19 protein-coding genes are annotated in these 22174 nt (G+C 59.2%); all 19 read right to left on the bottom strand.

All coding sequences use genetic code 11. The features are described from left to right. Nucleotides 1-3 precede the first annotated feature (3 nt). The 19 genes from fliI to flgH all read right to left on the bottom strand — a co-directional run bounded on the left by fliI (nucleotide 4) and on the right by flgH (nucleotide 22167). The gene (gene fliI / locus HKK55_RS04185) at nucleotides 4-1362 is read right to left on the bottom strand and encodes a flagellar protein export ATPase FliI (RefSeq protein ID WP_169353497.1); all 1359 of its coding nucleotides are present in this window, start codon (nucleotides 1360-1362) and stop codon (nucleotides 4-6) included. Beyond that, nucleotides 1352-2128 carry a flagellar assembly protein FliH gene (gene fliH / locus HKK55_RS04180; protein ID WP_169353496.1) on the bottom strand — a complete coding sequence of 259 codons (777 nt, stop codon included), beginning with the start codon at nucleotides 2126-2128 and terminating at the stop codon, nucleotides 1352-1354. Before fliH ends, fliI begins: the two co-directional genes overlap by 11 nt. A 10-nt stretch (nucleotides 2129-2138) precedes the next feature. After that, a complete protein-coding gene (fliG, locus tag HKK55_RS04175) occupies nucleotides 2139-3155 on the bottom strand; it encodes a flagellar motor switch protein FliG (RefSeq protein ID WP_169353495.1) in 1017 nt (338 codons plus the stop codon). Next, the gene (gene fliF, locus HKK55_RS04170) at nucleotides 3148-4923 is read right to left on the bottom strand and encodes a flagellar basal-body MS-ring/collar protein FliF (protein ID WP_169353494.1); all 1776 of its coding nucleotides are present in this window, start codon (nucleotides 4921-4923) and stop codon (nucleotides 3148-3150) included. Before fliF ends, fliG begins: the two co-directional genes overlap by 8 nt. 16 nt (nucleotides 4924-4939) lie before the next feature. Beyond that, on the bottom strand, nucleotides 4940-5269 hold the full coding sequence (fliE, locus tag HKK55_RS04165; RefSeq protein WP_169353493.1) for a flagellar hook-basal body complex protein FliE: 330 nt from the start codon (nucleotides 5267-5269) through the stop codon (nucleotides 4940-4942). A gap of 131 nt (nucleotides 5270-5400) precedes the next feature. Next, nucleotides 5401-6783 carry a sigma-54 dependent transcriptional regulator gene (locus HKK55_RS04160; RefSeq protein WP_169353492.1) on the bottom strand — a complete coding sequence of 461 codons (1383 nt, stop codon included), beginning with the start codon at nucleotides 6781-6783 and terminating at the stop codon, nucleotides 5401-5403. A 5-nt stretch (nucleotides 6784-6788) separates the two neighbouring features. Continuing rightward, nucleotides 6789-8000, bottom strand: coding sequence for a PAS domain-containing sensor histidine kinase (locus HKK55_RS04155; protein ID WP_237151356.1), 1212 nt, complete (start codon nucleotides 7998-8000; stop codon nucleotides 6789-6791). Between the two features lie 110 nt (nucleotides 8001-8110). After that, complete coding sequence (locus HKK55_RS04150; protein ID WP_169353491.1) at nucleotides 8111-9586, bottom strand: sigma-54 dependent transcriptional regulator; 1476 nt, start codon at nucleotides 9584-9586, stop codon at nucleotides 8111-8113. Nucleotides 9587-9758: 172 nt separating this feature from the next. After that, the gene (locus tag HKK55_RS04145; protein ID WP_169353490.1) at nucleotides 9759-10055 is read right to left on the bottom strand and encodes a flagellar protein FliT; all 297 of its coding nucleotides are present in this window, start codon (nucleotides 10053-10055) and stop codon (nucleotides 9759-9761) included. A gap of 22 nt (nucleotides 10056-10077) precedes the next feature. Further along, nucleotides 10078-10467 carry a flagellar export chaperone FliS gene (gene fliS, locus HKK55_RS04140; RefSeq protein ID WP_169353489.1) on the bottom strand — a complete coding sequence of 130 codons (390 nt, stop codon included), beginning with the start codon at nucleotides 10465-10467 and terminating at the stop codon, nucleotides 10078-10080. A 128-nt stretch (nucleotides 10468-10595) separates the two neighbouring features. Next, nucleotides 10596-11987, bottom strand: a complete 1392-nt coding sequence (gene fliD, locus HKK55_RS04135; RefSeq protein ID WP_169353488.1) for a flagellar filament capping protein FliD — start codon at nucleotides 11985-11987, stop codon at nucleotides 10596-10598. 81 nt (nucleotides 11988-12068) lie between these two features. Next, entirely contained in the window at nucleotides 12069-12425 is a 357-nt protein-coding gene (locus tag HKK55_RS04130) for a flagellar protein FlaG (protein ID WP_169353487.1), read from the bottom strand. A gap of 74 nt (nucleotides 12426-12499) precedes the next feature. Continuing rightward, entirely contained in the window at nucleotides 12500-13930 is a 1431-nt protein-coding gene (locus HKK55_RS04125; protein ID WP_169353486.1) for a flagellin, read from the bottom strand. A gap of 274 nt (nucleotides 13931-14204) precedes the next feature. Next, nucleotides 14205-15134, bottom strand: a complete 930-nt coding sequence (locus HKK55_RS04120; protein WP_169353485.1) for a ketoacyl-ACP synthase III — start codon at nucleotides 15132-15134, stop codon at nucleotides 14205-14207. Nucleotides 15135-15437: 303 nt separating this feature from the next. Further along, nucleotides 15438-17021 (bottom strand): flagellar hook-associated protein 3, encoded by a 1584-nt coding sequence (locus tag HKK55_RS04115; protein ID WP_169353484.1) that lies wholly within the window; start codon nucleotides 17019-17021, stop codon nucleotides 15438-15440. Nucleotides 17022-17035: 14 nt separating this feature from the next. Next, on the bottom strand, nucleotides 17036-19072 hold the full coding sequence (gene flgK / locus HKK55_RS04110; RefSeq protein ID WP_169353483.1) for a flagellar hook-associated protein FlgK: 2037 nt from the start codon (nucleotides 19070-19072) through the stop codon (nucleotides 17036-17038). Between the two features lie 10 nt (nucleotides 19073-19082). After that, entirely contained in the window at nucleotides 19083-20351 is a 1269-nt protein-coding gene (gene flgJ / locus HKK55_RS04105; RefSeq protein WP_169353482.1) for a flagellar assembly peptidoglycan hydrolase FlgJ, read from the bottom strand. Between the two features lie 4 nt (nucleotides 20352-20355). Then, nucleotides 20356-21444 carry a flagellar basal body P-ring protein FlgI gene (locus tag HKK55_RS04100; RefSeq protein WP_169357777.1) on the bottom strand — a complete coding sequence of 363 codons (1089 nt, stop codon included), beginning with the start codon at nucleotides 21442-21444 and terminating at the stop codon, nucleotides 20356-20358. Nucleotides 21445-21471: 27 nt separating this feature from the next. Beyond that, nucleotides 21472-22167: a flagellar basal body L-ring protein FlgH gene (gene flgH, locus HKK55_RS04095; protein WP_155583313.1), complete on the bottom strand. Its 696-nt coding sequence runs from the start codon at nucleotides 22165-22167 to the stop codon at nucleotides 21472-21474. Between the last annotated feature and the right edge of the window lie 7 nt (nucleotides 22168-22174).

Below are 22174 nucleotides of genomic sequence, written 5' to 3'. Positions count from 1 at the left end.
GGCTTAACCGCCAGGTGCCGGCGCAAAGATCGAGGCTAGGTGCGCCTCGCTTTCGGCCATGCTGATGTTGTCGTTCAGGCCCTGGCGCAGGTAGGTCACCAGTTGCGGTTGCAGGGCGATTGCCAGGTCGGTCTCGCGATCACCGCCAGCCACATAGGCGCCGACGCTGATCAGGTCACGGCTCTGCTGGTAACGCGACCACAACTGTTTGAACTGCTGGGCGCGGATCATGTGCTCGGGCGTGACCACCGACGGCATCACCCGGCTGATGGACGCTTCGATGTCGATGGCCGGATAGTGCCCCTCCTCCGCCAAACGGCGGGACAGCACAATGTGGCCGTCGAGCACGCCCCGGGCCGAGTCGGCAATCGGATCCTGCTGGTCATCACCTTCGGACAACACGGTGTAGAACGCGGTGATGGAGCCACCACCCGCCTCGGCGTTACCGGCCCGCTCCACCAACTTCGGCAGTTTGGCGAACACTGAGGGCGGATAACCCTTGGTGGCCGGCGGCTCGCCGATGGCCAGGGCGATTTCCCGCTGGGCCTGGGCGAAACGGGTCAGGGAGTCCATCAGCAGCAGGACGTTCTTGCCCTTGTCGCGAAAATATTCGGCAATCCGCGTGCAGTACATCGCCGCGCGCAGGCGCATCAGCGGCGCGTCATCCGCAGGTGACGCGACCACCACGGAACGCTTGAGGCCTTCTTCGCCGAGGATGTGTTCAATGAACTCCTTCACCTCGCGGCCCCGCTCGCCGATCAGCCCCACCACAATGATGTCGGCCTCGGTAAAGCGCGTCATCATGCCCAGCAGCACACTTTTGCCCACGCCGGTACCGGCGAACAGGCCCAGGCGCTGACCGCGACCGACCGTCAATAAACCGTTGATGCTGCGAATACCCACGTCCAGCGGCACGCTGATGGGGTTGCGCTTGAGGGGGTTGATGGTGGGGCCGTCCATCGGCACCCAGTCTTCAGCCTTCATCCCACCCTTGCCGTCGAGGGCACGCCCGGCGCCATCAAGGACTCGGCCGAGCATGCTCATGCCCATGGGCAGGCGGCCAGTGTCGGCCAGCGGCACAACCCGTGCGCCAGGAGCGATGCCGGCGAGACTGCCCACGGGCATCAGGAAAATCTTACTGCCGGAAAAGCCCATGACTTCCGCTTCCACCTGCACCGGGTGGTAGCTGTCGTCGTTGATTACCATGCAGCGACTGCCCATGGCGGCGCGCAGGCCTTCGGCTTCGAGGGTCAGGCCGACCATACGCAGCAGCCGACCTTCAAGGATCGGCTGGCCAGGCAACTGGGTGGCTTCAGCGTAGCCTCCCAGGCGCTTGGCAAAGCTGGTGCGGTCAAGGCGCATCAGGGGTGTCCAGGTCGTCGCCCAACTCAAGATGCAGATCCGCCGCCGCCGGATGCAGCGCCTGCTCGTGCAACTGATCAAAGAGCTTGGCCATGATCTGGCTGATGCGCGTCTCTACCGTTGCGTCGATCCGACTGTGTTCGGTTTCCACCCGGCAACCACCTGGCTGCAACGAAGCGTCTTCGACGATGCGCCAGGTTTCCTCATGGCGCTCGCGCAGGGCTTTGACCTGCTCGAAATCCTGGGGGTTGATGTACAGCCGCACGTTGCCGACGCCCAAGGGCAACAGCTTGAGGGCTTCGCGCATCACGCTTTCGATCTGGCTGGAATCCAGTACCAGCTCACGCTGGATCACCTGGCGAGTGATGTGCTCCACCAACCCGACCATAGCCTTTTCAATCTGCGAGTCTTGCTCGGCGATGGGCTCGAACAGGCTGCCCATCAGTGTTTCCAGGCTGGCCAGCTTGACGCTCAAGGCGGCGTCAGCTTCCTGGCGCACCTTGAGGGTGGTGCTGTGGAAGCCTTCTTTCTCACCGGTGGCAAAACCTTCGTTGTAAGCCTCCTGACGGATGCTCTCGAGCTCTTCCAGGGTCAATGGCTGGACTTCCTCCAGCGGCACCTCTTCCATCTGCGCCGGTGCTTCTTCCACAGGCTCAGGCTCTGGTTCAGGCTGATGCGGGTCGAAACTGGGCAGTGACCAGACGTCGAACCCGCCGACGTCCCGGGCGCGAATCAGATCGCTGGGCGTCTCATCTTTGTTCGACATGTGCGGCGCCTTAGATCATTTCTTCGCCGCCCTTCCCGCCGAGAACGATTTCTCCGGCTTCGGCCATACGGCGGGCAATGGTGAGGATTTCCTTCTGCGCAGTTTCCACGTCGCTGACGCGCACCGGGCCCTTGGCCTCGAGGTCGTCGCGCAACAGTTCGGAAGCCCGCTTGGACATGTTCTTGAAGATCTTCTCCTTGACGCCCTCATCCGAGCCTTTAAGGGCAAGCACCAGCACATCGGAGGAGACTTCACGCAGCAAGGCCTGGATGCCACGGTCGTCGACATCGGACAGGTTGTTGAAGACGAACATGAGGTCTTCGATCTGACCGGACAGGGTGTCGTCGACCTCGCGGATCGAGTCCATCAATTGGCCTTCGATCGAGCTGTCGAGGAAGTTCATGATGTCCGCCGCACGCTTGATACCACCCAGGGTGGTGCGCGAGGCATTGGAATTACCCGAGAATTGCTTCTCGAGAATGGTGTTCAGTTCCTTCAAGGCCGCCGGCTGCACGGTGTTCAGCGACGAGACCCGCAGGATGATGTCCAGGCGCACCTTGTGGTCGAAATGGCCGAGCACTTCACCGGCCTGGTCCGGGTCCAGATAGGCGACAACAATGGCCTGGATTTGTGGGTGCTCGTAGCGGATCACGTCCGCCACGGCCCGCGGTTCCATCCATTTCAGGCTGTCGAGGCCACTGGTGTTGCCACCCAGCAGGATGCGGTCGATCAGGCCATTGGCTTTGTCCTCGCCCAAGGCAGAGGTGAGCATCTTGCGGATGTAGCTGTCGGAGCCGACGCCGAGGCTGGTCTGGTCGCCGACGATCTCGACGAATTCGCTCATCACCTGCTCGACTTGCTCGCGGTGTACGTTGCGCATTTGCGCCATGGCGACGCCGACCCGCTGGACTTCCTTGGGGCCCATATGGCGCAACACTTGTGCTGCGTCGGTTTCGCCCAGGGACAGCAGCAATACAGCGGCTTTGTCGACCCGGGAGAGCTTGGCAACAGCGGCTCGATCATTCATCTGCGTTAATCCACTCTTTCACGACCTGGGCCACACGACCCGGGTCTTCTGCCACCAGACTCTTGATTGCGTTCAACTGAGCGTCATAGCCTTCGCTCGGGCTTGGCAACAGGATGCTTTGCGGGCCGCCAAGGCTGACCCGGTCGTTGCGCAGTTCGCCATCCAGGCCGCCCATGCCGCCCAACTCAACGTCGCTGCCACTCAAGGCCAACTGTTTCTTGCCGTGGCCGGTGATGTTGTTGAGCACCGGACGCAGTACACCGAACACCAGCACCAGGATGAACAATACACCCAGTACTTGCTTGACGATGTCCCAGAACCACGGCTGGGTGTAGAACGACGCTTCGGCGATCACTTCGCCGCGCTCGACGGAAAACGGCATGTTGATAACGCTGACACTGTCGCCACGGCTGGCGTCAAAACCGACGGCGTCCTGCACCAGACGAGTGAAGCGCGCCAATTCGTCGGCGCTCCATGGCGCACGGGTGGTTTCACCGTTGGCCGCGTTGATCTTGACCTGGTCATCGACCACCACCGACACCGACAGGCGATTGATCCGGCCCTGTTGCTGCTTGGTGTGACTGATGGAGCGGTCGAGTTCGAAGTTCTTGGTGGACTGGTTACGCTTGTCCGCAGGATATGGCGCAAGCATCGGTTGGCCGGTAGCCGGGTCCATGATTTGCTGGCCATTGGCGTCCAACAGCGGTTGGCCGGGCTGGATCGCAGCGGCCGTAGCGGCTGCGCCTCCGGTAGTTTGCGGGGCCGAAGCCGGCGCTGGCGGCTGATTGCTCAGGGCACCCGGCACACCTTGCGGGCCATTGGAGGCTGTGCGTTGTTCGCTGGTCGATTGCTCGCTGCGCAGGGCCGGCTGATCGGGGTTGAATTGTTCGGACGTCGACTCGACCGCGCTGAAATCCACATCAGCAGACACTTCAGCCTTGTAGCGGTCATTGCCCAGCACCGGCTGCAGGATGTTGTGTACCCGTTGGGTCAACATGCTTTCCATGCGACGGCTGTAGTCGAACTGCTTGCCGGCCATGGTCAGCGCGGAGTTTTCCGCCTGGTCGGACAGCAGGTTGCCCTTCTGGTCGACCACGGTGATTTGCGACTTGCTCAATTCGGGAACGCTGGTGGCCACCAGGTTGATGATCGCCAACACTTGGCCAGGCTCCAGGGAGCGGCCGGAAAACAGCTCAACCAGTACCGAGGCGCTGGGCTTGCGCTCGTCGCGCACAAACACCGAACTTTTCGGAATGGCCAGGTGCACCCGGGCGCCCTTGACGTTGTTCAGGCTGGAAATGGTCCGCGCCAGCTCACCTTCCAGGCCGCGACGGTAGCGGGTGGCTTCCATGAACTGGCTGGTACCCAGGCCCTGGTCCTTGTCGAGGATTTCAAAACCGATGTTCGCATCGCCAGGGGTAACGCCAGCCGCAGCCAGCTTCATCCGCGCACGCGCCACGTCATCGGCCTTGACCAGCAAGGCGCCGGAGTTGGGTTCGACGGTGTAGGTGATATCGGCGGCGGCCAGGGTTTCCATGATCTGCTTGGAATCCATGCCCGCGAGGCTTCCATACAGCGGCCGGTAATCAGGTTGCTGGGACCACAACACCACGGCAAAACCAATCGCCACGCTGGCGGCCAGGCCGACCATCAGGCCCACCTGACGCAACATGGTCATCTCGGAAAGGTTTTCCAGGAACGACAGGCCGAACAGCGGCGGCTTGCCGTCTGCCTTGGCGGGTGCGTTGTCCACGACTGCTTCTGCCATGACTTAAATCTCGTCCTTAAACCGGCATCTGCATGATGTCTTGATAAGCCTGAACCAGCTTGTTGCGCACTTGGGTCAAGGCTTGGAAGGAAACACTGGCCTTTTGCGAAGCGATCATCACGTCGGTCAGGTCCACGCCGCTCTTGCCGATCTCGAAGGCGGTGGCCAACTGAGTGGAGGCTTGCTGGGTATCGCTGACTTTGTTGATGGCCTGGCCAAGCATGTCGGCAAAATTGCTCTTGCCCAACTCCGGCACTTCGGCGACGGATTTTGGACGAGCCATGGCATCCATTTGCATGGACCGCATATCCAACATCAACCGATTGAACTCAACACCTTGGCTCATGAACTTCTCTCTCCGACGACCCGCAATTTTTTGACACTACGTCTGCGGTTAGTGGGGTGGTAGCAACAAGGGTGCCAGCTCCGTGGCTAATCGTAAGAAAAGACGACTGATCCTGTCGTCCCAAGTAAATATCAGGTAGCGAAAAGGTAGGCTTCCACATCCATCCCGGCATCGCGCATCTGCGCCAGCTTGTAGCGCAAGGTGCGCGGGCTGATGCCCAGGCGCTCGGCGGCCTCTTTGCGGCGACCGCGCTCGGAACGCAGGGTGTCGATGATCATCTGGAATTCACGGCGGCGCAGGTCGTCACCCAGCGCTCCAGCCGATTCGGCTGCCGTCGTTTCAATCTGAGGGGTACTCGCCAGGCTCGGCAGCGGCGCACTATTGCCACCCACGGCCAGGCAGAAGTCCTGAGGCTGGATCAAGCCACCCTGCTGCAAGATCAACGCACGCTGGATCGCATTGTCCAGCTCCCGCACGTTGCCAGGCCATGGATAGCTGATCAGACATGCCTGGGCATCAGCCGACAGTCGCGCCTGGGCGTGCTTCATTTTATTGACGTGCTTGCTCAGCAAGCGTTCGGCCAAGGGAATGATGTCCGCCGGGCGCTCACGCAACGGGCGCCAGGCCAGCGGGAACACCGAAAGCCGGTAGAACAGATCCTCGCGAAAGCGCCCCGCCGCCACTTCGCCCGCCAGGTCACGGTTGGTGGTAGCGACGACGCGGATATCCAATTGAATCGGCTTGCGCGCCCCTACCCGCTCCACTTCACGCTCTTGCAGCACCCGCAGCAATTTGGCTTGCAGGCCCAGAGGCATTTCCGAGATTTCGTCCAGCAGGATGGTGCCGCCGTCGGCCTGCTCGAACTTGCCGGGCTGGGCCGCGATGGCGCCGGTGAACGAGCCCTTTTCGTGGCCAAACAAAGTGGCCTCTAGCATGTTGTCGGGGATCGCTGCGCAGTTGATCGCAATAAACGGCTGGCTGGCACGATGGGATTGCTGGTGGATATAACGCGCCAGGACTTCCTTGCCGGTGCCGGACTCGCCAGAGATCAGCACCGTGGAGTCGCTGCGGGCCACGCGTGCGGCCAGCTCCAGCAACTGGGCACTGGCTGGCTCAAAGGCAATCGGGCCTTCGCCATCTGACACTCCCACAGTCCCGAGGGCGTGGCGGGCGACCAGCTCGATCAGGGCCTTGGGCTCGAACGGTTTGACCAGGTAATCCGCAGCGCCTTGGCGCATGGCATCCACGGCCCGCTCCACTGCGCCGTGGGCGGTCATCAGCAATACTGGCAATTGCGGCTGGCGAGCGCGCAGCAGGCCCAGCAACTGGTGGCCGTCCATGCCCGGCATATTGACGTCACTGACTACCAGGCTGAAAGACTCCTGCCCTACCGCTTCAAGGGCCTCTTCGGCCGAGCCGACAGCCCGATAGTCATGCCCGGCCAACAGCAACGTGTCCGCCAGGGCTTCGCGCAGGGCGCGGTCGTCTTCAACCAGTAGAACCTTGATTGCCATTACCTTTACTCCGCGCTTGGCGCGCTTGAAAACAGCGGCAGCGTCATCAATGCGCACGTGCCGCGACCCAACCGGGAATGCAGCTGCAATTCTCCCTGATGAGCACGGGCGACTGCCTTGACCACGGTCAGTCCGAGGCCAGTGCCATTGGTCTTGGTGGTGAAAAAAGGCTCACCCAGGCGCTGCAGCACCGCCGGCTCGATCCCACTGCCGCTGTCGCTGATGCACAGGCGCAGTACTTCGCCACGGTTATACAGATGCACTTTGAGCCGCGCCCCTGGGCCGCTGGCCTGGGTCGCGTTTTCGATCAGATTGAGCAGAGCGCCTACCAGGGTGTCGCGATTGCACAGCAACTCACCCACGCGGCTGTCGCACTGCCAACGCATCGAGACGTCCTGAATATGGATGGCTGCCGCTGCTTGCAACGATTGCATCAGGAGTGCCGGGGTGACGCGGTCAGTCAGCGGTAACTCGCCCCGGGCAAAGACCAGCATGTCGCGCACCTGATGCTCCAGCTCGTGCAGACGCTCTTTGAGGCGACCGGCAAAACGCTGGTGGGTGGCGGCAGGCAGTTGCTCGTCAGTCAAATGACTGGCGTAGATCAGGGCAGCGGACAACGGCGTGCGAATCTGATGCGCCAAGGAAGCGACCATCCGCCCCAGGGAAGACAGCCGTTCGTGGCGCGCCAACTGATCCTGCAAGTGACGGGTTTCAGTCAGGTCATTGAGCAACACCAACTGCCCGGGCTCGGCATCCAGGGAGCGCGTGGCAATGGACAGTCGGCGACCGTCCTTGAGGGACACTTCATGGCCATCGTCTTCGCGGGGCGCAAAGCAGCGGGCGATCACGTGACGCCACAGCTCGCCTTCCAGGGGCAAGCCCAGCAGGTCACAGGCGGTCGGGTTGGCCTCGCGCACGCGGCCCTGATCGTCAATGACGATCAGGCCACCGGGCAACAGGTCGAGGAGGTTTTGCAGACGGTTGGCCAGGCGCTCTTTCTCGGCCAGCTCTTCCATGCGCTGGGCACTGACCACCGCCAGCTCGCCTTTGAGCTCAGAGACCCGGGCTTCCAGCAGGCTGTAGGAGTCAGTCAACTGGCTGGACATCTGATTGAACAGCGAAAACGCCTGCTCAAGTCCTAGCCGGCTGATCTGCTCTACGGAAGGTGCCGGCCCCTGAATACCAGGGACCTGCGATAGTTGGGCGGCGTGGGGCATCATGCTCTCTCGCTTGGCTGACCGTCAGTTAAACGGAACGTTGCGAGTGCTGTAGCAATACCCGTGCCTAAAAAAATAGACTTAGTTTTCAGTCAGTTGAAAAACAGGCGTCAATCATCCGCCTGTTCATCACCTTCACGACGGCTCATACCGTACTTGCGCATCTTTTCCACCAGCGTAGTGCGGCGGATACGCAGGCGCTCGGCGGCACGGGCAACGATACCGTTAGCATCGTCCAGAGCCTGTTGGATCAGGCCTTGTTCCAGGCTGCCGAGGTAGTCCTTCAAGTCCAGACCTTCCGGCGGCAGCATGGCGGTAGCGCCGAAGTCCGGCGTGTGACCGTTGATGGCCACGCGCTCTTCCAGGTCGCTGCGCAGGCTGTCCACCAACTGTTCGTCTTCGTCATCGACGTAGCGGAACTTCTTTGGCAACTCGACCACGCCGATCACCCCGTACGGGTGCATGATCGCCATGCGCTCCACCAGGTTGGCCAGCTCGCGAACGTTGCCCGGCCAGCCGTGACGGCACAGGGACATGATTGCCGCCGAGTTGAAACGAATCGAGCCACGTTTTTCGTGTTCCATGCGTGAAATCAGCTCGTTCATCAGCAACGGGATGTCTTCGACCCGCTCACGCAGGGGAGCCATCTCGATTGGGAATACGTTGAGGCGGTAGTACAGGTCTTCGCGGAAGCTGCCGACCTCGATCATGCTTTCGAGGTTCTTGTGGGTTGCGGCAATGATGCGCACATCGACACTTTGGGTCTTGTTGCTACCCACGCGCTCGAAGGTGCGCTCTTGCAGGACCCGCAGCAGTTTGACCTGCATCGGCAACGGCATGTCGCCGATTTCGTCGAGGAACAGGGTGCCACCGTTAGCCAGCTCGAAACGCCCAGCGCGGCTGGTGATCGCCCCGGTAAAGGCACCCTTCTCGTGGCCGAACAATTCGCTTTCCAGCAACTCAGCAGGAATCGCCCCGCAGTTGACCGGCACAAAAGGCCCGTCGCGGCGCTTGGAGTGATAGTGCAGGTTGCGCGCTACCACTTCCTTGCCGGTGCCGGACTCGCCGAGGATCAGCACGCTGGCGTCGGTGTCGGCCACTTGCTGCATCATCTGACGCACGTGCTGGATGGCACGGCTGGTGCCGACCAGGCTACGGAACAGATTGGGTTCACGGTGACGTCCACGCTCGCGGGCCTGGTCGTACATCTCGCGATAGACCTGGGCACGGTGCAGGGAGTCGAGCAATTTGCTGTAGCTGGGAGGCATTTCCAGATTGGAAAGCACCCGACGGCGCTGGTCTTCCGGAAGGTCCACAGAAGAAATATCGCCCATTAGCAACACTGGAAGGAACTCATCCCAGGTCGACAGTGTCTTTAACAGGCCCAGAACTGCCCCAGGAGCGTTTACCGTCCCGATCAGTACACAAATGACTTCACGGCTCGACGACAACGAGCTGACCGCCTGCTGCCAGTCGTGGCTACCGCAGGGTAGATTTTCTTCACCAAGAAAATTCAAAATCACCGCTAAATCGCGGCGTCGAACGCTATCGTCATCGATTAGCAGAATTTTGGTTTCACGCCACATGCAATAGCAACTTCCCTAGTAAACTCAAATGCCCTCGAGTCGGGGCAATCTAGAAAGCTGTAGGCATTTACTGCGTTACAGCCATCTGATGTCTGAAAATAGCACTAGTTAAGTCAAAAAAACGTGCACAGTCAAATTTATGACGCGCTATGTTCGGATTAACTGAGCCAGATCAGCCGAACAGATGGTAAACCTTTGACGCATTTTTCGCTTGGTTGATCTGCGACATCTCTTCGAAGATCGCTTGACGCTCCCCAGTCGTCACCTCAAGCAGCTGCTGGTACACCACCAACAGGCTTTCCAGTTTTTCCCGCAAGACATTTTCATCCACCGGTATGTTGCTGAGCGCTTCATCGATCACGGCGCGGCACCCCATATCCAGTTCGCCAATAGCGTCCCAATTACGCTCAGCCAGCGCGCCGATCAAGGCTTCACGGGTTTCATCAATGCGTTGCAATGCTTGGCTCATGACGTACTCCAGGCCCACGGCCTTATTGTGTTGCGATGGCATCCCAGCCTTCTTTGACGGTAATCAACAAGCGGGCGACTTCGTCAATCATGTCGGCATCGTTATGTTGATTGGCTTCCATCAGGCGGTTAGTCATGTACACATACAAACCTTCCAACTGTTGTACGTAAGCCTTGTCATCACTTTTTTCCGCATCCAGACCATCACGCAGGCCGACGATGATGTCGACAGCCTTGCCCAACATCAAACCTTTCTGCGCGATATCACCACGAGCCAGGGCGCCCTTGGCCTGAGCCATGCGATCCAGGCCGCCTTCCATCAGCATCTGCACTAGGCGATGCGGGTTGGCTTCGGAGATCTGGGCATGGGAATTAACCTTCTGGTATTGGCGAAGGGCTCTCATGGGATTCATGTTTCTACCTCGTGACAGGCAACGATGGAAAGGGGGATGCGCTGAATATTATGTCGACGGTGCCGCCAAAAACTTTAACCCGATCATCTGGTGAAGAGCCCGCCTGGCAGGCTCTCGTCACTCAGGAACTAGTTGGATTTTGGATTATTCAGGGCATTGAGGGTGGTCATGATGCTAGAGCTTTGAGCATTGAGCTGGGCCACCAGGCTATCCATCGCCGTGTACTTGGCGGTCAAGCTGAGTTGCAGGCCGGCAATTCGCTCATCCAAGGCATCCTGCTGCTTTTTGAGGTCAGTGAGGCTGTCACTCAGGGTCGTGGATCTTTGGGCAAAGACACCCGTCCTGCTCAGTGCAAAGCTATCGGTTGCCTTGGTCAGACGCGTCAGCAGGCCACTATCCCCGGTGAAGATCGTGTTGATATCCGTGGCATTGGTTTTAAGCGCCGCATCCCATTTCTTGTCATCAATCGACAACAGGCCTGTTTGCTGGTCGGTGGTAATACCGAACGATGCCAGTGACTTCAACGTTCCCGAACCCGACAACGCGTTCAACTCATTGCGTACCGACGTCATCAGTGAGCGAACCGAAGCATCACCGGTGAGGGCCGCCGCAGTAATGGTGTTGTCGGGATTCTTGGTGGTTTGGGTTTCGGTGTTGATCGCTTTCATCAAGGCGTTGTAGCTGTCAGTGAAGCCTTTGACGGATGACTTCAATGTAGCGTTGCTGGCAGCCACCGAAATAGTGCTGGTGATGGGTCCCGAGGGGGTTGTGGTGGTTTTAGGCGATTCAGCCAGCAGCTTGATGCTGACACCGCTGATTGCCTCAGTCAGCGTGTTGCTCGTGGACTCTTGCGCACTGCCATCCAGGATGTACTTGGCGTTCTGTGGCGCAGGACCCACCACACTCGAACCAACGTCCAGGCCTGAATTTCCCGAAAGCGTCAAGTCAGTGCCCACGCCGGTACTGGTCGAAGTGACAACCAGCCGCGAGCCATTGGAGTCGGTCAGGATGTTGGCGCTCAATCCCGCAGAAGCAAACTGTGTGTTGAGCGAGTCGCGCACCTGCTGGAGGGTCGATCCGGCCGGAATGCTCAGGTCATACTCTTTGCCAGACTGAGTAATCGTCAGCGTGGTGGGAGACGTACCATTATTGACGACGGTCTTGTTACCGTCCTTGTATGTCTGAGTGGCCACCTTCGAGGCCGTCGCCAGTTGGGTGACTATCAGTGAGTAACTACCCGAGGCGGCCCCTGCCCCCATGGTCACCGTGGCAACCTTTTCATCCGAAGATGAGGCGGACAAGCCACTGAAACTGGTGTTCTTGGACATGTTGTCGATGGCGCCACGGAAGGCGTCCAGGGCTGCCTGGATCTTGCCGATCGACGACAGCTGGGTGGTAGCTTTCAGCGTCTGGTCGTTGATCGCCGTTTGCTTGGGCGCTTTTTCAGCGGCCACCAAAGACGCCACAATCTTCTGGGTATCGATATTCGAACCCGGACCGCTAATCGTTGGGCCTGCCATCGTCTTTCTCCTATTCCAGGGCCTGTTGCTTTCTTGACGGACTATGTCTCAGACAGCAACAGCAACAAAATTCATGCCACTTCAGACCTTTGCATCAAACAGCAAGCTGCTGGCGTCATGCAGGCTTTGGGCGAGTTTTAATGCAGTTTCCGAGGGAATCTGGCGAATGACTTCGCCACTTTCCGTCGCGATGACTTTAACCACTACCTGGTGGGTGGAATCATCGATGGAAAAATCCAGTTTGCGCTGGGCAGCCTGGACGAATTCGCGAATATCCGTGACCGCCTTTTCCAGATCCGCGCGCCGGGCCTCGGCAGCCGGCTGATCCTTGGCTTGAGGCTTGGCGTCGGCCTGATCGGCCCTCGCGGCTACGGGTGCGGGCACCGTCTGCGGTACCGCAGCAGGATAAGACAGGTTCAACTTGACGCTCATGTCCATGTCCAATCTCCTCATCACGCAAAAGACAAAAGGGCACGTAAACGCGCCCTTCCGTCAGTCATCAAGCGTCGCTATTACTGAAGCAGCTTCAGTACAGCAGACGGCAGCTGGTTAGCCTGGGACAGGATCGCAGTGGATGCCTGTTGCAGGGTTTGCTGCTTGGTCAGTTGGGCGGTTTCAGCAGCGAAGTCGACGTCCTGGATCACACCACGAGCAGCGGTAGAGTTATCCGAGATGCTACGCAGGTTAGCGACGGTGCTGTCGAAACGGTTTTGTACAGCACCGAGGTCAGCACGCTGGGAGTCGATGTTGGAAATCGCCTGGGAGATCACGTCGACAGCGTTCTGAGCGCTGGTAGCGGTCAGTACGTCGGTGTTGGAAACGCTGGTTTTGGTGGAGCTGGTAGCAGCAGCGCCGAACAGGGCCGTGGCACCGGCAGCACCGCTGATGGCATAACCGCTGCTGGAGTTGAGCGAAACAGCACCTACCGCAACGATGCCGTCAGCCAGTGCGGTGGCGTTAGCTGGAACATAAGCGCCATCACCGCCCTTGGTGTTTACGGTGATACCACCAACTGCACCACCACTGGCGCTGAAAGAGATGTTGTCGCCGCTGTCGGACTTGATCGACAGGGAGCCCAGCTTGGAGTCGAAGTTGACGCTGATATTCAACTTGGCAGCGTTGGACTTCAATTGCTCTGCCATGCTGGCAGCATCGGTCACACCGACGAATTTAACGGCTGCGCCACCAACGGTCATAGTGAAGTTGGCAGGGGTAGCAGCGTTGATGGTGGCAGAGTCAAAAACGAACTGAGCTTCAGTGCTCGCCGTGGCGCTCAGGCCGCTGACCGCACCATTGAGTTTGGCAGCGATGGAGCCAGCAGAGTCAGTGGCCAGTACCGCAACAGGGGAGCTTTGACCGCTACCGGTAACAGTCAGTGTGTCAGCAGTGAAACCTGCAGCCGGCTTGATCGCCGCACTCTTGACCTGCTGGGAACCGATGCTTTTAGCCGATACGTCGCCCAGAGTCATGTTGATGGTCTGGTTAGCGTTGGCACCTACCTGGAAAGAAGTAGTACCAAACGAACCGTCCAGCAGGTTACGACCACCGAAAGTGGTAGTAGCCGAAATACGGGTCAGTTCTGCGGTCAGAGCAGCGTATTCCGCATTGTTCGACTTACGGTCGTCAGCGCTTGGCGAGCCGTTGGCGGATTGCAGTGCCAGGGTACGCATTTTTTGCAGAATGTTGGTGGATTCCTGCATTGCGCCTTCAGCAGTTTGCGCAATGGAGATACCGTCACCGGCGTTCTTGATGGCAGTGCCCAGGCCGTTGATCTGGCTGGTCAGACGGTTGGAGATCTGCAGGCCAGCAGCGTCGTCTTTTGCGCTGTTGATACGCAGGCCGGAAGACAGGCGCTGCATGGAGGTTTGCAGGTTACCGGAAGCCTTGTTCAGGTTGTTCTGAACGGTCAACGACGCAAGGTTGGTGTTTACTGTTAATGCCATGACGAAATCCTCGTGGGTGGTGTACTGCGGCTTCCGGCCCTGGCAACCGCCGGGTGTGGCCTAGAGAACCTTCGTAATAGTTATCGTCGTGAAAGCAAGTTGCTTGAGGACTTTTTTGATTTTTTTTACTAGCACGGGGCCACTCCTTGCAATTCAAGCATTTACATCAGGCAAAAATCCCGGAATCCGGGGTCTTCACGGCTGAACGCCAGAAAAAACAAAACGCCCATGATCTTTCGATCATGGGCGTTTTTTGTGCAGCTCTATTACAGCATCACGGCCGATAGAGAATCGCCGAGCCCCAAGACAGGCCAACGCCGAAACCGCTGATCGCCACGCGCTGCCAGTCTGCGTCCATCATGTGCTTCTCCAGCAGCAAGGGAATGCTCGACGACACGGTGTTGCCGGTCTCGACCATATCCTTGATGAACTTCTCCACAGGTGCCTCTTCGAAGCGACGCGCCACGGCATCGACAATCGCCGCACTGCCTTGGTGAATGCAGAACGCATCAATATCGTCGGCCTTGAGGTTCGACTCATCGAGCAGCTCATGCAAATGCGCCGGCACCTTGAGCAAGGCAAAGTTGAACACCTGGCGGCCGTTCATGAAAAACACACCGTTACTGACCTTCAGGTGCGGCGCGCCGGACCCGTCAGTACCGAACTTGGCTTTGCCCAGCGCCCAGGGAGCGCCTTCGCCCATCCAGGTGGCCGTGGCGGCATCGCCGAAGAGCATGGTGGTGTTGCGGTCTTCCGGATCGACGATCTTCGAATACGGATCGGCGGTCACCAACAGGCCGTTTTTCAGGCCGGTGGCTTCCATGAAGCCTTTCATGGCATAGATGCCGTACACATACCCGGAGCAACCCAGGGAGATATCGAAGGCGGCCACGTGGGTAGGCAGGCCCAGTTTGTCCTGGACGATGGCTGCCGTGTGAGGCAAGCCCTCTTCGTCGCCGTTCTGGGTGACGACGATCAGCGCGTCGATGGATTCGCGCTTCAAATCCGGATTATTGGCGAACAAGGCATTGACGGCCTCGACGCACAGATCGGAGGTTTCTTGCGCGGCTTCCTTGCGCGGCAGAAACGCTGAACCGATCTTACCAATGATGAATTCTTCATCCTTGGCGAACTTGGCACCCTGGGCGTAGTTATCGATCCCGTCTGCCGGCACGTAACTGGCGATGCTTTTTATGCCAATCATTGTGGCTTCCCAATACTAAATAGCTGGAGAACACCCCTCGGAACAGGCCGGGGGGTGCTGACAATAAAGGGGATAACCCCGCAAAAAAACTCGCCGAAAACCGCCCTTACACCTTGGCAGCAGGCCCTCGCAGAGACCTGGCGACGACCTATCCTTTTCACACGATACAGTGAAGATGCGCTTTATGACTCACAGGTCACTCAATTTTCTGCGCTTTGTGCGAAACCTGGGGACATACAGGGGCCAAAAACGACAACGGCCCACCCCGTTTCCAGGGTGAGCCGCCGGTCTACAGCCGCTGAATCACATTTTGCTGAACAGGCTCAACTGGGAGATTTTCACGAATGCCAGCTGGGAGGCCTGCAACATGGTCTGCTGCAGCGTCAGGTTGATCGCTGCCTCGCCCATGTCGACGTTGGCCAGTGACGACATGGTGGCGGTATTGGCTACCCCCAAGCTGGTGTTTTCTGCGCCCTGAATCTCCAGGGCGTTCATTCGTGCACCAATGGAACCGCGCACCAGATCAATCTGCGACTTGGCGTTGTTCAGGTTGCCAATGGTCGTGGCCACCACATCCTTGAGCTTGTTTTGCGCAACCAAATTACCATCCGCCGGGGTTTCAAGGGCCTTACGCAACTGGCTCAAGGTATCCAGCGCATTCTGATTTTTGTTGCTGGTGGCCCCGACCGAGAACTGATCACCCGTACCAGGCGTACCACTGATGTCGAAGGTCACCCCCGCCGTAGTGATCGACGTCGCGCCAGCAGCCATGGTACCTGAGGCGATAGACTTGCTATCTGCCGTGTACGGCTGGGCGTATACCTCGTAGCTGGTGCCACTGGTGAACTTGATAAGAGCACCCGAGCTGGGAAAGGTACTGGCATAGGCCGCCTGGTCCGTCACCTTACCGCCAGTCAGTTGCGCGGTGGAGGAGTTACTCGCCGTGCGCGAAAGACTGAATGTATCCGGCTTGTTTTCCAGGGTGAACGCCTTGCCCGCCACCAGCGCATCGGAGGCAGCGCCCGGCGCGACGTCCTTGCCCAGGTTCAGGCTGATATCGAACTTGACACCCCGCAGGTTGACGCTGGATGCGCCTTCCTTGGTGGCATCAAAGGTGCCATTACCCGCAATCTCGGAGGTGACGTCATTACCGTCTTTATCGGTCACGCTGTATTGGGTGCTGCTGGAGAACGTCAGCTTGTAAGGCTGCCCATCAGAAAAGCTTTTGCTGTACGTGGTGCCGGAGGTAATCAGCCCGGACGAGACCGCGACCTTGCCGTCATTGACGGCCGGCGGCAACAAGGTGGCCCGAGTACGACCGGTGTTAGAGGCGCCCTCAAGGATCGACTTGCCGGTATCACCGACGGGAATCGACAAGTTATCCGAAACCTGCAAGCTCAGCGGCGTCTCATCCCCTTGATATGTGTAGGTTCCATCGTTGTTACGACTGTAGGGCGGCGTATCGGTCTTGGCCCCGGAAAACATGTAATTGCCATTGGCGTCCTTGGAGTTGAGCAGGCTCAGCACATGATCCTCCAGCGCCCCCACTTCGCTGGCGATCGACTTGCGATCATCATCACTGATGCCAATGTTACCGGCCCGCAGTGCCAACTCACTGGCCCTTTGCATGGCCGTGTTGATGCTATCGAGCACACTCTCTTCATTGGTCAGGGAGTTTTGCAGGCTATTAATATTGCCGTTGAACTGCCCCAACATGTCCTTCTGCTGCTGCAACATCAGCAAACGGGCGGCGGCCACCGGATCATCGGCAGCCGTCTGCACCCGAACCCCGGAACTTGCCTGGTCCTGGGCCTTCACCACACTGGAATAGTTATCCTGATACTTGCTGGCGCTGGTATCGAAGTACTGCTGTGTCGAAATACGCATCGTTCCAGACTCCTTTAAAGGGCATTGATCAGCGTGCTGAAGGTTTCTTGCGCGGCCTTGATGATCTGCGACGACGCGGTGTAGTACTGCTGGAACTTGATCATGTCGCCCGCCTCTTCATCCAGGTTGACCTGGGACACCGAGTTGCTGGCCGCCTTGTTCGCCGCCAGCAATGCAGCGGTCGCGGTACTGTCGGTGCCGGCCTGGGCAGCCTTGGAACCTACTTGGGACACCAGACGGCTATTGGCGCTGACCAGGCTCACACCCGAGCTGCCATCCGCCACGCCCACCGTGGCCTTGGTTTGCAGGCCAAGCAGCTGCTGGGCGTTGCGACCATCGGACTTGGCGGCATCATTGAAGGCGAAGGTGGTGCTGTCGCCATTGGAGGGTGAGCCGGAGACGGTGGTATCAAAACTGAAACTCTTGCCCGGAATCAACGCACCGCTGGCATCGCGCATTGGCACATTGACGGTGACCTTGTTGCCTTGGCCCGGAATGATGCTGCCGGTACCGATCGGGTTACCTTGGGCATCGTTGACCGTGTACGACTGGGTACCGTCGGCCGCAGGCTTGCCGAACACCATTTTCACCGGCATCGAGTTTTCAATCCCGGTGCGCAGTTGCGCGGTATTGGCACCGCCATGAATATCCAGCGGCAGGGTCAATTGGGGTGGATTGAAGATGCCAGTCCCCGTATTGGTCTTGCTGGCATTACCCGCCAATGGCCCGGCGAACGCGAGTTTATTGGCATCCTTGAGGTCGACACCGATCCCGCTGGCGCCATTGGCGGTCGGGCTAACCTTGAAACTGTCGCCGGCAGCCATCGGCCCCTTGCCATCGAGCGCCAGGGTGAAACCGTCAATAACCGGTGGCGGCGTGGTAGTGGTATCGAACGACCCCATGGACTTACCGTCGGAACGCACGACGTTGTACTGGTTGCCGCTGGTAAACGTGACCTTGTAGTCGTAGGTCGTCAGTTTACTGCTGTCCGCGATCGTCACATTGAGATTGCCCGAGCCCGCGCTGTTGCCCGCAGCCCCTTGGCTCCGTTGGGCGATGGCCGCCGCACTGTTGATATCGCTGAACAGCGACGAACCGAATTCACCGTTCAGGTCCAGGCCCTGGCCCAGTTGGTTATTGACGGTGTCAGCGGTGGCGATGGCAATACGACCCAGATCATTGATGGCCGGCATCAGCACGTCGCTGCGGTAACGCATCAGGCCACCAATGCTGCCACCGCTGACCACCGAACCGATGTCCATCGTGGTGCTGCCAAGGTTGAGCTGAATGGTGTACTGACTGTTGTCACTCTTGCTTGGCACTGCCGAAATTGTGCTGGCAATACCGCCTTCCACCAGCGACTGCCCCGTACCCGTTGTCACACTGAACTGGCCGTTCTTCTCGGTGGCCGTGACCCCGATCAGCTCATTGAGCGAACGTACCGCTTCGGTACGCGCATCCAGCAGATTGGCTGGCGCGTTGCTGGACGAGCCCTGGGACTGGGCAATCTGCTTGTTGAGCGAGGCAATCGATGAGGTCAGTGTATTGACCTGATCACTCAGGCTGCTCAACTGGCCATTGATGCTTTCTTTCTGCTGGGTCAACTGCGAGGAAATGGCGTTGAAACGGTTGCTCAAGGTCTGGGCGCTGGTGAGCAGCAGTTGTCGGGCGGACACATCACTGGGCGTAGCCGCTGCGGTCTGCGCGGCCGCGAAAAAGGCGCTGAGCACCGCAGACATGCCGGTGGTCTTGTCCGACAGGGTCTTGTCTATCGCACTGGCCTGGCCCAGGTAGGCATTGGCATCACTATTGAGCGAGGTGCTGTTCTGATAAGCGGTGTCCAGGTACTGGTTGTACACCCGGCGCACATCCGCCAGGGTCGTACCGCTGCCGATAAACACACCGCCAAACTGGTTCGACGCATTGGCGTTCTGAGAGCTCTGCTGACGTGAGTAGCCCGGGGTGTTGACGTTGGCAATGTTGTTACTTAAGACCGACAACGATCCTTGGGCGGCATTGAGCCCCGACATCCCGATATTGAGCAAACTCATGATTCAGACCTTATAAATGTGTGGAAGCGCCCGCCGCAGCGTAGTTTTGGTAGCTGTTCATCGTTTTGGCTATCTGCGAAATCTTGCTGGCGTAGTCCGGGTCGGTTGCATAACCGGCTTTTTGCAACTCGCGTACAAACTGTTCCGGGTTGTCGGCCGATTTCAGAACTTCTTGATACCTATCATTGCTTTGCAACAACGTGACGAGGTCATGGAAGCTGTCTTTATAGGAAGCATAAGAACGGAATTGCGCCGTCTCCTTGACCATCTCGCCATTGCGAAACTCGCTGGTGATCGCCCGTGCCTGGTCGCCCTGCCAACTCTGGCCGGCCTTGATACCAAACAGGTTGTGACTACTGGTGCCGTCCTGGGCACGCATCACGGATTTGCCCCAACCGGTTTCCAGGGCCGCCTGGGCCACCAGGTACCGCGGGTCGACGCCAATGCGCGAGGCCGCTTCCTTGGCCATCGGCAACATGGTGGCCACAAACTCATCTTGCGAACTGAACGCCTTCTTCGCAGGCGCCAGCGGCGGCTGCGCGATAGCGCGACCATAAACCTGCATGCGCCCGCTCGGCACCGCGAAACTGCGGGCAGCGCTGTTGATCACACCGTCATCGGCGGCACTGTTACGCAACGGCGCGGCCTTGGCATCGCTGCCGTTTAATCCAGTGGCAGGCACAATGCCGGCCAACAGGCGATCGGTCAGCTTGCTCGGCAACGCAATGCGGCGCTGATTCATCAGTTCCATGTCGTTGGCGTGGGCGGCCGGATCGTTGGAGCGGTCAGTGGTCGCCACACGGTAAGCCCACAATGGACGCTGGCCGTTGGAACGCCCCAACGGACCGTCCGGCAACGTGCCTGCGCCAATCTCCGTCGGTACATCGACTTTCTTCGCCGGTACCGCCGGGCCTTGCAGGGTCGCATCGGCCGCGACCACCGGTTTGTCCTTGCTCATCTGGCGCATCAGCACGTCCGCCAGGCCAATACCACCGCCCTCGCGAGACAACGACACCGCCAGTTGCTGGTCGTACATTTCCTGGTACTGCTTGGCCGCCGGCGTGTTCAGCGGATTGTCCTTGCCCAGGGCTTCGGTGGCCGAACGCATGGACTTGAGCATCTCACTGAGAAACAACGACTCGAACTCCTGCGCCACCTTGCGCATGTTGCCTTCGCTGTTCTTGTCGCCGACCTTGAGCTGGTTAAGCCGGTTGAGGTCGGAATAGGAACCCGAGTCCGCCGTGCTGCTCAGGCCGCTTTTGCGCATGTCTATGGCCATGGCCTTAAATCACGATCAGGTCGGCTTGCAAAGCGCCGGCCTGTTTCAGGGCTTCAAGGATTGCCATCAAGTCGCCGGGCGCTGCGCCCACCTGGTTCACCGCACGGACAATTTCATCCAGGGTGGTACCGGGGCCGAATTTGAACATCGGCTTGGCTTCTTGCTGGGCATTAACACGCGAACGTGGCACTACCGCAGTCTGGCCGTTGGAGAACGCGCCCGGCTGGCTGACGATCGGGTCTTCGGTAATGGTCACGGTCAGGCTGCCGTGGGTCACCGCCGCCGGCGACACCTTGACGTTCTGACCGATCACGATCGTACCGGTGCGCGAATTGATGATGACCTTGGCTACCGCCTGGCCTGGATCCACTTCGAGGTTTTCCAGGATCGACAGGTAATCCACACGCTGGCTTGGATCCAGCGGCGCGGTCACACGCACCGAGCCGCCGTCGATGGCCTGGGCCACGCCTGGGCCGAGCATGTCGTTGATCTTGTCCACCACACGCTTGGCGGTGGTGAAGTCCGAACGGTTGAGGTTCAGGGTCAGGCTGTTGCCCTGGTTGAAACCGCTGGGCACGGTACGCTCCACCATGGCACCACCGGGAATCCGACCGGCTGACGGGACGTTGACGGTGATCTTGGAACCGTCGCGGCCTTCGGCATCAAAACCGCCCACCACCAGGTTGCCCTGGGCGATGGCGTAGACATTGCCGTCGATACCTTTGAGCGGGGTCATCAGCAAGGTGCCGCCGCGAAGGCTTTTCGAGTTACCGATGGACGAGACCGTAATGTCCACCACCTGCCCCGGCTTGGAGAACGCCGGCAAATCAGCACTGATGGACACCGCCGCCACGTTTTTCAACTGCACGTTGCCCGACCCAGGCGGCACCTTGATCCCGAACTGCGAAAGCATGTTGTTGAAGGTCTGCAAGGTGAACGGAGTCTGGGTGGTCTGGTCACCCGTGCCGTTAAGACCCACCACCAGCCCGTAGCCAATCAACTGGTTACTGCGCACGCCGGAAATGCTGGCGATGTCTTTCAGACGCTCAGCCTGGGCGCCTGCGCTCAAGGCCAGCAATAATGCGGCGGCCATCAGCTGTTTGAGTTTCAAAGTGATCACCTAGAAAGGGAACAGCGGGCTAAGGAAGAAACGGTCAAACCAGCCCGGCTGACTGGCGTCAGCAAACGAACCCGTACCCGAGTAGGTAATGCGTGCATCGGCAATCCGTGTCGACGGCACGGTGTTGTCAGTGGAAATATCATCGGCGCGGACCATCCCGGCAATGCGCACCAGCTCGTCACCGGTGTTGAGGGTCATCCACTTCTCGCCACGTACCGCGATGATGCCGTTGGGCAACACATCCGCCACGGTCACGGTGATCGAACCGGTCAGGCTGTTGCCCTGCCCTGCGGTGCTTTTACCGTTGGTGGCGCGGTCGCCGCTGTAGCCCGCGTTCAGGCTCAGATCGCCGTCACCCAAAGGGTTGTTGGTGGTCAGGCCGCCGCCGAACAGCGACGTCAGGCCGATGTTGGTCTTGCTGGTCTTGCCCACCTGGGAGTTGGCGTTTTTGCTGGCCTGGGTCTTCTCGTTCAAGGTGATGGTGATGATGTCACCGACCCGGAACGCCTTGCGGTCGCTGTACAGGTTCTGTTCGAAACCGGCCTGGTAGATCGAGCCATTGTTGGCCGCCGCCGGCAACGGCGTGCGCGGCAACACCGGCGCATAGTACGGGTCATTGGGTTTTGGCGTCGGGGCGACACAGCCCGCGAGCACGGCGATCCCACTCAATGCCAAGACGGAAACATAGCGATTCATGACCCTT

The sequence above is a fragment of the Pseudomonas sp. ADAK18 genome, from assembly GCF_012935695.1.
Taxonomy (GTDB): Bacteria; Pseudomonadota; Gammaproteobacteria; order Pseudomonadales; family Pseudomonadaceae; genus Aquipseudomonas.
This window is presented reverse-complemented; position numbering and strand designations above follow the sequence as displayed.

Coding starts and splice junctions, on each gene's coding strand:
- fliD (WP_169353488.1), bottom strand. CDS start 11,987: ATGGCAGGCCCAACGATTAGCGGTCCGGGTTCGAATATCGATACCCAG.
- HKK55_RS04145 (WP_169353490.1), bottom strand. CDS start 10,055: ATGAGCCAAGCATTGCAACGCATTGATGAAACCCGTGAAGCCTTGATC.
- HKK55_RS04120 (WP_169353485.1), bottom strand. CDS start 15,134: ATGATTGGCATAAAAAGCATCGCCAGTTACGTGCCGGCAGACGGGATC.
- HKK55_RS04130 (WP_169353487.1), bottom strand. CDS start 12,425: ATGGACATGAGCGTCAAGTTGAACCTGTCTTATCCTGCTGCGGTACCG.
- HKK55_RS04150 (WP_169353491.1), bottom strand. CDS start 9,586: ATGTGGCGTGAAACCAAAATTCTGCTAATCGATGACGATAGCGTTCGA.
- fliG (WP_169353495.1), bottom strand. CDS start 3,155: ATGAATGATCGAGCCGCTGTTGCCAAGCTCTCCCGGGTCGACAAAGCC.
- flgH (WP_155583313.1), bottom strand. CDS start 22,167: ATGAATCGCTATGTTTCCGTCTTGGCATTGAGTGGGATCGCCGTGCTC.
- HKK55_RS04100 (WP_169357777.1), bottom strand. CDS start 21,444: ATGGCCGCCGCATTATTGCTGGCCTTGAGCGCAGGCGCCCAGGCTGAG.
- flgJ (WP_169353482.1), bottom strand. CDS start 20,351: ATGGCCATAGACATGCGCAAAAGCGGCCTGAGCAGCACGGCGGACTCG.
- flgK (WP_169353483.1), bottom strand. CDS start 19,072: ATGAGTTTGCTCAATATCGGGATGTCGGGGCTCAATGCCGCCCAAGGA.
- HKK55_RS04125 (WP_169353486.1), bottom strand. CDS start 13,930: ATGGCATTAACAGTAAACACCAACCTTGCGTCGTTGACCGTTCAGAAC.
- fliI (WP_169353497.1), bottom strand. CDS start 1,362: ATGCGCCTTGACCGCACCAGCTTTGCCAAGCGCCTGGGAGGCTACGCT.
- HKK55_RS04160 (WP_169353492.1), bottom strand. CDS start 6,783: ATGGCAATCAAGGTTCTACTGGTTGAAGACGACCGCGCCCTGCGCGAA.
- HKK55_RS04115 (WP_169353484.1), bottom strand. CDS start 17,021: ATGCGTATTTCGACACAGCAGTACTTCGATACCAGCGCCAGCAAGTAT.
- fliF (WP_169353494.1), bottom strand. CDS start 4,923: ATGGCAGAAGCAGTCGTGGACAACGCACCCGCCAAGGCAGACGGCAAG.
- fliE (WP_169353493.1), bottom strand. CDS start 5,269: ATGAGCCAAGGTGTTGAGTTCAATCGGTTGATGTTGGATATGCGGTCC.
- HKK55_RS04155 (WP_237151356.1), bottom strand. CDS start 8,000: ATGCCCCACGCCGCCCAACTATCGCAGGTCCCTGGTATTCAGGGGCCG.
- fliH (WP_169353496.1), bottom strand. CDS start 2,128: ATGTCGAACAAAGATGAGACGCCCAGCGATCTGATTCGCGCCCGGGAC.
- fliS (WP_169353489.1), bottom strand. CDS start 10,467: ATGAATCCCATGAGAGCCCTTCGCCAATACCAGAAGGTTAATTCCCAT.